The sequence below is a fragment of the Methanobrevibacter sp. AbM4 genome (assembly GCF_000404165.1).
Classification (GTDB): Archaea; Methanobacteriota; Methanobacteria; order Methanobacteriales; family Methanobacteriaceae; genus Methanarmilla; species Methanarmilla boviskoreani.
In genome coordinates, this window is the sequence record NC_021355.1 from 1,192,116 (window position 1) to 1,206,459 (window position 14,344).

8 protein-coding genes are annotated in these 14,344 nt (G+C 30.4%); 1 reads left to right on the top strand and 7 read right to left on the bottom strand.

The features are described from left to right. Positions 1 to 80: 80 nt before the first annotated feature. The 4 genes from ABM4_RS04850 to ABM4_RS04865 form a co-directional block, all read right to left on the bottom strand. Complete coding sequence (locus tag ABM4_RS04850; protein WP_016358563.1) at positions 81 to 4,319, bottom strand: adhesin-like protein; 4,239 nt, start codon at positions 4,317 to 4,319, stop codon at positions 81 to 83. Between the two features lie 546 nt (positions 4,320 to 4,865). After that, the gene (locus ABM4_RS04855; protein ID WP_016358564.1) at positions 4,866 to 7,034 is read right to left on the bottom strand and encodes a right-handed parallel beta-helix repeat-containing protein; all 2,169 of its coding nucleotides are present in this window, start codon (positions 7,032 to 7,034) and stop codon (positions 4,866 to 4,868) included. A 378-nt stretch (positions 7,035 to 7,412) separates the two neighbouring features. After that, entirely contained in the window at positions 7,413 to 8,570 is a 1,158-nt protein-coding gene (locus ABM4_RS04860; RefSeq protein ID WP_016358565.1) for an MFS transporter, read from the bottom strand. Between the two features lie 706 nt (positions 8,571 to 9,276). Next, the gene (locus ABM4_RS04865; RefSeq protein WP_016358566.1) at positions 9,277 to 10,521 is read right to left on the bottom strand and encodes a proteasome-activating nucleotidase; all 1,245 of its coding nucleotides are present in this window, start codon (positions 10,519 to 10,521) and stop codon (positions 9,277 to 9,279) included. 416 nt (positions 10,522 to 10,937) lie between these two features. Between ABM4_RS04865 and ABM4_RS04870 the strand changes: the two genes are divergently transcribed. Next, entirely contained in the window at positions 10,938 to 11,441 is a 504-nt protein-coding gene (locus ABM4_RS04870; protein ID WP_040681771.1) for a multiprotein bridging factor aMBF1, read from the top strand. Positions 11,442 to 11,967: 526 nt separating this feature from the next. Here ABM4_RS04870 and ABM4_RS04875 read toward each other — a convergent pair. The 3 genes from ABM4_RS04875 to ABM4_RS04885 are packed head-to-tail and all read right to left on the bottom strand — an operon-like array spanning position 11,968 to position 14,166. Further along, positions 11,968 to 12,372, bottom strand: coding sequence for a DUF356 domain-containing protein (locus ABM4_RS04875; protein WP_016358568.1), 405 nt, complete (start codon positions 12,370 to 12,372; stop codon positions 11,968 to 11,970). A 35-nt stretch (positions 12,373 to 12,407) separates the two neighbouring features. Then, complete coding sequence (locus ABM4_RS04880; RefSeq protein WP_048201031.1) at positions 12,408 to 13,625, bottom strand: hypothetical protein; 1,218 nt, start codon at positions 13,623 to 13,625, stop codon at positions 12,408 to 12,410. A 58-nt stretch (positions 13,626 to 13,683) separates the two neighbouring features. After that, positions 13,684 to 14,166, bottom strand: coding sequence for a hypothetical protein (locus tag ABM4_RS04885; RefSeq protein WP_016358570.1), 483 nt, complete (start codon positions 14,164 to 14,166; stop codon positions 13,684 to 13,686). Positions 14,167 to 14,344: the final 178 nt, after the last annotated feature.

A 14,344-nucleotide genomic window follows, 5' to 3' on the forward strand; every position in this document is an offset into this window, starting at 1 on the left:
ATAAAAATAGGGTTTTAATTAAAAAATGGATAAATAAGAAACTTAAAAAAAATAGAAAATAGGGTTATTTAAAAAAGACCCTATGAAACCTTTATTTTATTTGAAATCCTCATAGTACCATAATAGGTGACAATGGTATAAGTACCCCTTTTCAAGTTAATGTTTAACCTAGCCTGACCCTTAGAATCAGTGATCTTATAATAAGACTTACCACAAACAGTAAACTTAACCTTAACACCAGACAAAGCCTTACCATGATTATCCACCAACTTAGCAACAAACTTAGAGCCGCTACGATACTTCATATTCAAGTTACTAGCACTTAACCTAGACAAAACACTAATACTATTGGAAACCTTCAAATCACCATAAGTAGTTGTAATAGTGTATTTTTTAGGAGCCAAATTAATAGCCAAACTAGCAAAACCATCAGCATCAGTAACCCTACTATAAGTCTTACCACAAACAGTAAACTTAACACTTACATCAGAGGCATAACTACCATCCAAACCAACAATCCTAACAACAAAACGACTACCATTCTTATAATACATAACCAAATTACTACTCCTAACTGGAGATAAAACAGTAACATTATAAGATCTGGACTCACCAGTAACAGAATTCTTAACAACAATAGGATAAACACCAGGCCTAAGATTAATATTCAAACCAGCAAAACCATTAGCGTCGGTATACCTTACATAAGTAACACCTGAGATTTTAAAGCTTGCAGGAATATTAACTAACGGATTACCATTCTTATCTAAAAACAATCCAGTGAATTTAGTAGCGTTTTTATAAATCTTTACAAGATTGTCTGCTATAATAGTCTGACCTGTTTGATTATTTGAAACATTTACAGCACCGTCAGACTCAATTACATCATAGCCTCTGCTACCATTGTAAGTACCATTTATTAAATAGAGACCTGGCTTAGTAAAGGTATAATTTAGTGAAACTGATCCCTCGTTAACTGCAATTGCAAAGTCTTCACCATTAACTGTAAGTATTATAGATCCCCCACTAATTGGATTACCCATATCATCGGTTAAGATAGCTTTGATTGAACAAGGAACATTAGGTCTTGCAGATACTGTTTTATTATCTAATATTTTGATATATGTATTTCCAATTCTTAAATCATTGAATATGTATTTACCAGTACTTGCATTTGGATTTATCATAATATTAGAGGATAATGTTGTAATTCCATTTGAATAAATTACACCACCAATATTTGCAGAACCCTGATTAAAAGTATTATTTCTAATAGTTACAATAACATCTGAGCCTTCACTATAAATGGAACCTCCATTTGATGATGCACCATTATTAATAAATTTATTATCAATAATATCAGCCGTACCATAGACAGTATAGATAGCTCCACCATTTACAGCCGTATTAAAATCAAATATTGAACCATATACTTGAAGATTAGTTCCAATTGAATTAATTGCACCACCATTAACACCTTTATTTCCTGTAAAGTTTGAACCATTTACATAAATGGTGTTTTCATTAGATGTATCTGTGGATATGGCCGTGTAATTACTTCCTGCAATAGTTGAATTAATAAGGTAAAGTATGCCGCCTTCAGATACATATAATGGATAGTCATCATGATTGTTTAGAATACTTGAATTAATAAATCTTGAGTTTCCAGCCCTGACAAATGAGGCCCTACCATAAGAGTTATTAAATAATGTATTTTTAGCAATTAAAACCCCTCCATAATTTAGGATTCCGCTAGTTTCACTAGATGGAGCAGAGCTGCCATTTACAGTTAATCCATTATTGTCAAATATTATATTTTCAAGTTCCAAATAAGAATTTTCACCACGTGATACGATTGAGGATGAACGGTAACCGCCAATTACATACAAGTTAGTGAAGTTTGTATTTTTAATTGTTCCGTTTCCGTCTACAATATAGACATATCCCGCTAGGCTACCTGAGCTACAATTAGTAAACAATGAATTATTTACGCTTAGATAACCGCCATCAACATAGATTGCAGAATTCAAATAGGTTTTATCATTACCATTTGCAAATATAAGGCCATTCAAATATAGGCTTCCAGTAGAATCAACCTTAAATATATTATAGGAATTTTCCCTATTCAATATAACCTCACCATTATAAGAGGTGATTGTAATATTTACATCACTTATATTTGTTGAGTTAAGATTATAAACTCCTTTTTTTAGATAAATAGTAGATCCGGAACTTTTAGCATATATTAAACCATGTTCTATTGTTGCAAATGGATTAGATTCACTACCATCACCATTTATATCGCTTCCATCAACGGATACATAGATAGTATCTAATGTAGGGACATATTTATATGAAAAGTTTAAAGTCTCATCATCAATAACCGCACTACCGTTTATGTCCCCTGTAGCACCACCGACAACATATTCCAAAGTATAATTGTCAAACATGCTTAAATAATTATCATCAGTACTATTTTCAAAATTGAAGGTAAGTTTCAAATCAGGTGTAAATTCTTCGAAGCTTGAATTATCATTTAATAATAATCTTATTGTTATAGTGTCAGTAGAATCGGATTTTAAATAGGTTTTTGTAGTGTTAAGATCTACGATTAACCATTTGCTAGCAACAATATTTCCATAGACAATATTATTTCTAGATGGACCTTGATTTTGACCCCACCAGTTATAATCACCATTAATGATTGAAGATCCTGCATTATAAATAGCTAAACCGTTATCTGCAGAATTATTATTAAATTGGTTATATTTTAAATCTACTTTTGTGGAATTTGATGCGTAAATAGCTCCACCATTTACAGCTTTATTATTTCGAACTACACATGAAGTAAGCTCAAGAGTGGAATTAGAATCCAGATATATTGCTCCACCATCAGTAACGTTTCCATTAATTAGTGTAATGTTAAATAGCTTTAAAGTATTTCCAGATTTAACATTGAAAATTCTGTAATTAGATTCACCGGAAATTACAACCTCATCGTCATATGCTCTAATTGTTAAATTTGATAGAACATTTATGGTATTGGACAAGGTATAGTCCCCAGGAAGGAATTTAATGGTATCGTAATATGAATCTGTATTCACCTTACTAATTGCATCATTTAAACTATAGGGATTAGCTAAAGTTCCATTACCTTCACCATCCTCTGCATCTGAGGAAACATATAACGGAATCTTAGTGACGGTAATGTTCTTGTTTAATACCTGTCCACTTCCAACTTTAGCACTTATCGTGTAGGTTCCATAACTTGAAGGTGTAAATATACCTGATACATGGTGATCTGTAATATTAGCTAATGCAATGCTTAAGTTACCTCCATTTGATGAGAATTCCGCAGGGATATAAGGTATATAAATTCCAGAGTAAACATCCTCACCATCATTATTTAAAAATTTAAGTGTGAATACACTGGTTCCGTCTTCAGAAATCTCATCCTTATCAGAGGATAAATCTAAAACATACCATTTACTAACATTTAAATTGTTTACATAGGTTTTATTTAAATAAATTGAAGGATTATTTACTCCCCAATAGTTATAGCCAATTACAGTTGAGAATCCCTCACTGGTATAATAAGGAACATCAGTATTGTTATAAACAATACAGTTGAATAAGCCTAGACCTAAATAGCCAATACCATAGAAGATACCGCCGGTACCTCCACTATTATTTATAAAAGTACAGGAATTTGCAGTTAAGATATTAAAGTTATCGTTTCCCCTCTGATAAAATGCACCACCATGGGATGTAGCGGTGTTATTTATAAAAGTACAATTATTAAAGGTGGTCTGATGATTAATATTAGACGCATGCACAGCGGCACCATTATCTGCATATCCCCCCGTAAAAACAATATTATTCATGGTTAATTCTGAGTTTGAACCCAAATATAGGATCCTAGTCTGACCTCCACCATTAATTATTACCTGTCCATTTCCATTAATTGTAATGGCTTTGTCAATGGACAATGAACTATTAATGTAGTAGGTACCATTAGAGATGTTTAAGGTTTTACCATCGGGAGTATTGTCAATACCTTTTTGAATAGTAGCATATGGATTATTTATAGTTCCATCACCTGCACTATCACTACCATTACCAGATACAAATACAGTATCAACAGTAGAATTGTCATCATGTAATATATTGGAATCTGATATTGGAGTAGAAAGAGATAGATTAGATTCTGATGAATCAATAGTAACATTATCCGAATCCACAGCAGATACAGCACCAATACTTACATATAAAATAGCCACAAATAATAAAACCAAATAAATTTTATTAATTCTATTCACTACCTGTCCTCCTTTTTATTAAAGTAAACAGTTACATATCATTAAAATAATTAATGTTATTTATAAAAAAATAATCAAAAATAATGATTTAAAACCAAATATATTATTTAAAAACAAAATCTCCAATCATTTTTTTAAAAATAATAGGTTTAAATTATTTTTCTAACGATTCTTAAATAAATCACGATATGAACATTAATAAATATTAAAAAAATAGTATATATTTTTTATGACTTTAAAAGGTTAAAATAATCAACCTATATCAGAAATGAATATATTATAAATTAAATTTAAAAACTATTTCTTTGAGGAATTTTTTTATGTTAAAAATAACCTCTAACTTAAAAAGATAATAAAATAGCTAATTAAAATAAAAAATGAAGAAATAGACATTTAATAAAAAAATGAAATAAAAATACCAATGAAATTTTAAAAAAAAACCAGATAAATAAAATAAACAATGAAATCAGAAGAGACATTAAAGTAAAATAAATAAAAAACAAAATTAGCCAAATCCTAAAAAAAAATAAAGAAAAATGAAAAAAATTATCTTAAATTTTTAATATCATCCCTATAATATATGTAACAGGATAGTAAAATAATTAAGAATACTAAAAATTCTCCAGCTATACGAGTAACCTGGTTTTCATCCAAATCAATAAATTTAGGTCCTGAATCAGAACCTGCTGATGAGGATTCAGAAGCACCATCACTTGAAGAGGATGCAGAATCTGATCCGTCATTACTTGATGAATCTGATGATGAACTTGAACCAGATGCAGATGAAGCAACAGCAGTAGCGGCAGTTGAAAATCCTATAGCAGTATTTGCTCCAGTGCTGGAACCAGATATTCCGCTATTGGAATTTGAACCGGAATTTGATCCGCCATTTCCCTGATTGTTGGAAGTTCCATTTCCACCAGAGTTTCCACCTGAATTTCCACCTGAATTTCCTCCAGTATCAGTACCGGAGTTTCCCCCGTTTCCATGAATCTTTTGCCAATTCTTATCCACATCATCCTGAGTCTTAACATTACCACTGTCTATTTTACCAAGTGACGGATCTGTAAAATCATCACTTGAAGCTTGATAAGTTATTTGCTGATTAGCTTTATCAATTGTTACAGTGATTTTATCACCATTAGATCCCTCAATACTTATTTTAGTTGAAGAGCCGGTTGTACTGATAGAGGTGACTCTACCATTATTGTTTTTATAACTTATAGTTCTTGAAGGAAGAGAAACTACCACAGAACCGTCAGGATTATAAAATGTAACCGTTGCTGTATTGGTACCGGTTTGTTTAACCCCAAATGTAATTAACCCAGTTTTAATTTTATTACATATTGCAGGGTTTCCACCATACCAATTATTTCCAATTTCTAAACGATCATTTCCAAAACCATATGATGAATCCTTAGCATTTACATCCCTAAAAGTATTAGACTGAATAACATTATAGCTAATATCCTGACCTTTAGGTTTAATATAATAGGTACCGAAATAGATTCCATTACTATTACGTTCGATTACATTTTGGGTAATTGTATTGGAACCTACTTTATTTAAGCTAATACCTTTATTGATATTATTTGAAATAGTGTTATTCAATATTTGAATACCACTACCGGCATCTTCTAGTTCAATACCATTATGATTGTTTTTAACAGTATTATACATCATACTAAGGTTACTAGCCCCTTCAGAATAGATATAGTTATTCAACTCAACAGAAGAGTATACACCCTTTGTATTGTTCAATATTGAATTATTCCATATTTTAATATTAGAACTTTGAGCCAATCCAACACCATAATCATTATTACGAATTAGATTATTAGAAATGTCAATATTATTTCCCTCTGAAATTGAAGCCCCAGATTTGGAATTTCCAATAATATTGTTATTTATAATATTAAGGTTTTCCACCTTTATCGCTTTAATTCCATTAGATTTACTTGTAATGGTATTCTGTGAAATTGTGATATTGGAGGCATTTTCAATTACAATACCATCGGTTCTGGTACTGTTAATATTAAAACCGCTGACAACAACAGGACCTGCTGTAGAGTCTATAGTTATTATAGGTTTATCCTTCCTTGAATTTAATGTAGAACCTACATATGAAATCAAACTCAAGGGTTTATTTATTACCAAATATAGATTACTATAATATTCATCTGTAAAATACAGTCTAGTACCGGGACTTGCCTTGTCTATTATATTCTGTATCTGATAAGAATTCAGGTTACTAGAAATTAAAACACCATCATATTTATACAATGTGGTTGAATTTGATGAGGAGTCATAAAACTCATTTCCCTTATATAGTGCTGTTAAGGTATATCTACCATCCCCCATATCACTAAAATCAAAGGTTATAAAACCTTCATTATTAGTAACACCTGAAAAGATTGATGAATTTACGTTAACACGGACAGTTTGATTTACAATAGGTTTAGAATTGGAATCAACTAATCTGACAGTATAATTTGAGTCATTACTTGATATAACTGATTTATTTTGAAGTATCACATTTGTTTTATCTAAAATATTAACAGTAGAATTACTAGTATCATTATCTTCTATGAAGGTTGAATTGTCAGAAAGAACACTTCCTGTATCATTTGTAGATTCAGCAGATATAGATACTATTGATAAGAATAATATTAATGATAGTATAACAAACATTAACTTCTTATTCAGTTTTTCCACCTCCCCTTAATTAAAGAGGATTAAATATTATCTCCCAATATTTAATCATGATTTTTATTATATCGATTAACATATATAACATTTCGTATTTATATTTACAATAATTTCTATAAAAATTGTTTAATCAAATAGAACAATTAGAATTAATCTAATTTACATTATTCCATAGAATCCAGATAAACATGAAATAATCGAATAATATTATAATAAATCCATGTAAAGAATTTGAAAACGATATATAATTTTAAACAAATCGGATTATGAAATCTGATTCTAGAATAAAAAAAATGATGATTTAAAAAAAAACAATTGGTTTTAAGATTTTAGAATAAAAAAAATGATGATTTAAAAAAAAACTAAAAAAAACCAGTTTTAATTTTAGGAATTATCGGCTGATGGTTCTAATTTAATTCTAGCTCCAAACAGGATTAAGCTTATCATTAAAACCACAATTGAACCAAGGAATATAAAACTGGTACCCTGATTTACAATAATAACCCCACCAATACTAGTTCCAATGGTTACACCAATATTTGCCATACTTAAAAAGATTCCATTGGCAAATTCAGGTGCCTTTGGCGCAGCGGTAACAATCCAAAATTGAAGTATATTATTAATAATACCTGCTATCAATCCCCAGAATATTACAAGAATACCTGTTGGAATTGTTGAACTGCCAACAAGGAACAAGCTTACAAATATTAAAGATAAAAATATTGGAGTTAAAATCACTGTTATATGGGGCCTGCTTGAAAGTAATTTACCGCCAACCCAATTACCGAATATGGATGTGATACCATATAAGAATAACAGTATTGTTAAATCCAGGTTAATAATATGGGTTACTGATTGTAAAAATTCTGAAACATATGAATAAGATAAGAACTGGCCACAGTTAAGCATTATTACACCTAAAACTGAGACAATGAAAATCATGCTCTTGGCTTCAGATACCTGGGATCCATAAGACTGTTCCTTTCCGGGAATACTTGGAAACAGCACAACAGTCGCTACCAATGCAAGAAGATTTACAAATGTAAACCATAACATTGCAATTTCATATCCGAAATAGCTAGCAAAATATGCTGTTATCGGAACACCAATAATCATTCCAGCACTGACACCCATTATTACCTTACTAATTGAATCGCGGGCCTCCTCTTTCGGAACAATTTCACCAGCTACAGTTAAACTTAATCCACAATATATAGGCATGAATAGTGATATGATCACCCTACATAAAAGTGCAATATAAAAATCAGTTGTAAATGCACTTACTGCCGTGAATATTACAAAGATTAAAAGGGATAAGGTAAAAACTTTTTTTCTGTTATACCTACCAAATAGAAGTGGTAATATTAATCCACTTACAGCAGAACCTATTGCAAAAAGACTTACAAACAGTCCCGCTTGGTCTATAGTAATATTGAAGTAATGAGCCACTTGAGGCAAAATACCTATCATACCCATTTCTGTACTTAGAATACTGAAAGTACCTAACATCATTATATAAATTGCTAAACTCTGTCGTTTCATATGAAAAAAATCCTATAAAATTATAAAACGATACAACTTAATTTCTTCCAATAATGTTAAATATTAAAATACAAAAAGCCTTCTCATATTTATTAATTGAAAGGTCTTATTTAAATTAATCTATTAATTTTCTATGGAACATATAATACCAGACCACCTATAGAAAATAGCTACCAAGAAAACAATCTATAAATCACATGATATTGTATCCAATATCATTTATTTATCCAAATAGAACAGGCATTTACAATCAGATATTTACCGGTTAACTAAACTAAAAATGTATAACCGAAAAAATAGACAACAAAAACCAACCAGAAAAAAATAACCACACAGAAAACAGGAATATCCTTAAATGAAACCAGTTACAACAAAAAATATTCAAAAATAGAAAAATCCACAGACAAAAAAAAACAACCGGAAAAAATAATCACACAAAACAGGAATGTCCATAAATAAAACTAGTTACAACAAAAAATATTCAAAAATAGAAAAATCCACAGACAAACCAGTGAAATAAACCATGCAAACCAATAAAAATTAAAAACAAGAATAGAATATAAATAAAAAAAGGCCTCAGTTCGCCCATCATTCATCACATATCAGAGCTCATAGGGTTCATCATTGGCCTCGTTTAATAGAATTAAGGGTAAATCAAAATTCCAAAAAAAAATTGAAAATTGAAATTTTAGATTATCTTATATGTTTAACCGAACATTACTCCAGCTTCTTTTTGGAATTCGTCATCACTGTTTACATCCATGATTTTATCAACTGCATCCATAAAGTCGCTGACAGTAACACTGTCTCTGTCTGCCCTTATTGCAAACATACCTGCCTCAGTACAGATCGCTTTTAAATCAGCACCAGAACAACCATCGGTTAAAGTTGCAAGTAAATCTAAATCAGCCTCCTCATCTAAAGCCATTTTAGATGTATGGATCTTTAAGATTTGTTTTCTTGCTTCCTCATTAGGTTCAGGAACTTCTATAAACCTATCAAACCTTCCAGGTCTTAAAAGAGCAGGATCTAAAATATCAGGTCTGTTGGTAGCTCCAATAATACCTATATCTCCACGGGATTCAAATCCATCAAGTTCTGCAAGTAATTGCATTAAGGTCCTTTGGACTTCCCTATCACCACTTGTTGAACTTTTAAGTCTTTTAGCAGCTACTGCGTCAATCTCGTCAATAAATATAATGGCAGGGGCTTTCTCCTTAGCAAGTTCGAAAACTTCCCTTACAAGTCTTGCACCCTCACCAATATATTTTTTAACAAATTCGGATGCGACAATCTTAATAAAGGTTGCGTTAGTCTCATTAGCAACTGCCTTAGCAAGCAACGTTTTACCTGTTCCAGGTGGTCCATATAGAAGAATACCTTTAGGTGGATCAATACCTATCTTTTTAAATAATTCTGGTTTAGTAAGAGGTAACTCTACTGTTTCCTTAACCTCTACAATTTGGTCATCTAAACCACCAATATCATCATATGTAACATCAGGTTTAGTTTCAACTTCCATTCCAGATACACTTGGATCTTTTTCTGAAGGTAAAACCTCCACCACACCAAATGTTTGTTGATTTAAGGCAACTCTTGCACCTGGTTGTAATAATTTAGGATCAATAAATTTAGAATAATTGATTAAAAAATTTGGACCAGTACTACTTTTAACAGTCATTCTAGTATCGTCGATTACTTCATTAATTGTAGCAATTACTAAAGGAGGTGATCTAAATCTTTCAACTTCACCCCTTAATGATTTGACTTCCCTTTCTAGTCTGATTTTTTCATTTTCAGTTAGAACCTTATCCTTTTCAAGTTTTCTAACTTTCCACATTAAATTGCGTTTTGTTTTGGTATTTTCTTCTTTAAGCAAGTTTACTTCATCTTTCAATTCTTCGATTTTAGTAAGTAATGCCTGTGAAGAATTTTCTTCATGTTCATCCATTTTAAACGCTCCTAATTGAAATATGTTCTATTAATGTTCATCCATATATTAAAAATAAATTAAATAAAAAGGAAAAAAATAATAGATTGTTCTAATAATATAAAACAAACATTTCAAATATTTAATTCCATTTTATCTAACGTTTTACGGCGAAAACTCATTTTTAAATAAAAACTCACCGGAAAACAATATTTTTAAACATACCCAATAGTTATTTTTCATTAATTTTTAACAAATATGTCCTTATATATCATATTAAATTATGTAAACATAATATATATACTTTCTTAAAACTTTCCTTAATATGAATATTAATAGAACAATTAAATAAACTTGAACAACATTTTAAAAAACAGAACCATAAAATAAAATTAGTATATTAGAAAAGTTTAAAAAAGAAAAAACAATTATAAAATATGGATTGCGAAATGTGTGGTCAACCTATTAAAGGTCAACCAATTAGAATAAAAATTGATGGCGCAACAATGGATGTTTGTAAAGAATGCTCCAAATTTGGTAAGGTACAAAAAGTCCCTAGACGCCCAAAATATGTACAGAAAAATAAAAAATCTGGAAAAAATAATTCTAATAACAACAAAAACAATTACTCTAGAAGACCTGAAGAGCCAACCGATGAGTTAATTGAAAATTATGGTAAAGTTGTAAGACAAGGACGTGAAGCTCAACATCTTTCTAGAGAGCAATTAGGTGAAAAGGTTTTCGAAAAGGTTTCTGTCATTGCAAAAATAGAATCCGAGAAAATGGAACCCGATATTAAAACTGCTAAAAAATTAGAAAAGGCATTAAATATTAATCTAATTGAAAAAGTTGAACCATTAGATTTAGAAACCATGAAAAATATTTCAAGTGGTGCAAACACTATTGGAAGCATTGTAAAATTCAAAAAATCTAAGAAGTAAACTTTAAAAAACGAAATTGTTGTAAAATCATTAAACAAAACATCTTTCCATAATTAGATTTTTATAATCTAATTACTATTTTTTTCTTTTTTTAAAATATATAAAGTCTATTAGAAATCAATGAAAACAACTTATTTTAAGATTTAAAAAATTGATCTAAAATGTTTTATCAGATTCATTGAATTAAAATTAGTATGCATATGTTTACATTTTAAAATACGATGAACAGATAGATTAACTTTTTATGGAAAATAGCATTTTAAAGTTAATCCAAAATTAGAAGACTCTTTCTTATAAAATTTTTAAGATTAAATCAAATTAAAAAAAAAAACCGAAAAACAACAACAGAAATCCAAAAAAAGTAAATCAAATTAAAAAAAAAAACCAAAAAACAACAACAAAAATCCAAAAAAAGTAATTCAAATTAAAAAAAAACCAAAAAACACCACCAAAAATCCCAAAAAAAAGTAATTCAATTTAAAAAACCATAAAAAAATAAAAATCTATAAAAAAACTAATAAAAAACCTAAAGTTTAGGTTTTTTTGGCATTTTTTTATAATCAATTGTTTTTGTATTTTTTGCTTTAGCAGAATAATATCCTTCAAAATATTTTGCTTCATCCATCTTATTCAATAAATCCTCATAAATTTCATCATACTCATCACTAACCACAATGATATGTGCAGGTGGATGAATACTTCTAATTTTTGAAATTGCCAAGGTCGGATTTTCCTGAATGGAAAATACAGCTGCAACTTTGGATTCATTCTTTATATCTGCTTTTAAAATTTTTGAAACAATATTATCCGCAATATTAGCATCTAATGCTCGTGGCTTTGATGTTAAATGTAGACCCCCATGTTTTTCAACATCAGATATCGCATTAAGCACTTTTGAATTGTTTTCTCCTCTAATTAAAATTAAAGCCATAATATCACATAAAATAGAAAAATTAGAAGAAAAGATTATTTATTCCTTTTCTGGAAGGAAGTAAGCAATCTTCCTCTAAATATTACTAGAACTATAATTACAATTCCGATAACTGTTTGGATTGCTCCAAGAACATTAAGTAAAAATGTGTTTATTGGTAAATTCCATGGAGGTGATGTTCTTCCATCTGGAAGTGCAGTATAATATACACCTACAGACTTAGCATTCTTGTTAACATTAATATCTTTAGCCTCAACATAGTTTACACCAACAATAATACCATTGTTGATTGCTTTGTTAATTGCTGAAGCTATGTTTGTAGAGCTATATCCGTTTTTAGAAACTTCATATTGTACAACTTCTTGTGTAGTAGCCGTTAAACCTTGCTCATCAGAACCATAAACATATACATTCGCACTGTCATCACTAACTGTTATAGCCTTCTCCAGGGCATCATATGCATATTGGGTTTTTAGTTCCCCACCACAATACGGACATCTATTATAGTTTTCGGCAGCAGGATAAGCAACTGACCATCCACATTTTTGACAAACCTTGTTATAAGGATCGGACATCACATATCCTTTTTGATTTAACTCTGCTGGAGTGAACATATCACCGGTAGAAATACCACAGTAAAGGTTATCTGCACCTCCACCGTAAACCTCTCCAGTTTCAGTGGATACCAATCTAAAAACAGTACCCATAATATGTGTAGCAGAATATCCATCTCTTAATTCTTTTGCAATCTCGGTAGCGATAGCTTGTCTGTTGGCAGCTGCACCACCAGCAGATCCTGGACTATCCCTCAAGTGAATAATCGCTCCTTTTTTACCGGCAGGAATAGATACGGTACCACCTGAATAAGGAGTTACAGTATAAGATCCATTGTCCTGTTCAACAATAACATATGCATCGAAAGAACCACCAATTGCCATACCTACTTTAGGACCACCTACAATTGCCCTCATTCCAGAATAGGAACTAGCAACTGCAGCTGAGGATGAAGCTGAACCTCCACCTTCAATATCAGCTAAAGCGTTACAAACCATTTGAAGCCTTAAACTATCATCTTCACTTTCACCACCAGAAAGTACAGCATATTGATTTTTAGTAGACATTACAAATGTAGATTGAAACATGTTCTCTTCAAAAGACATACTACCTGCGGCAGCACCATTAGGATCATTACCACTAGGATCACTAATAATAATACAGTTCATAGTAGCTGAAACAGCACTAGCAGAAACCAAAGCAAGAAGTACACATAAAATTAATAAAATTAATTTAGACCTTTTCACTTAATCCCTCCTATCCTGAACTTGTTGTACGATAATATGAATTAGTACTATTTGAATTAGTAGTAGTGGAATTACCTAAATTAACTCTTGAAAAGTCTTCAACAACAGTAACAGTTACAATACCTGTGGTATTATCAATCTTGATATCCACTGCAGTAATAGGTCGTGCAGTAGTACCGGGTATTGTTGAGGCCATTGCATAGGTCTTAGCATCCGAAACCGCTTCAGTAAGAGGTAATGTCCTCTTAGTCGTGTGTAACATACTACCATCTATATAACTACCTTCCCTTAAACCAGAGCTTGCCACATTAGCTTTAATGGTTTCTAAAGGAATTACATCATTACCTTTAATCTGAACTCCAGTAATAGGGACACCTTGTTCTTCTTGAATAGTTGAAGCATATGCCACATAAGTTATTACTCTACCACATACAATAAGTAGAAATGCTAATAGTAAGATAATCAAAGTATCTCTTCTAACTTTTATAAGCATGAATTTCACTTCACTAATACCTAATAAATTAATTATTCATTTTTAAATTTGTTTAAATAAATAAAATTAATATTTTTTAATGTTTTTAAAACCTTAATGGTTTAAAACGAATATTACAAATCAATATTAAAATTTTATATTCATTTTTAAAGTTTAAATCAATATAAAATATTAGTAT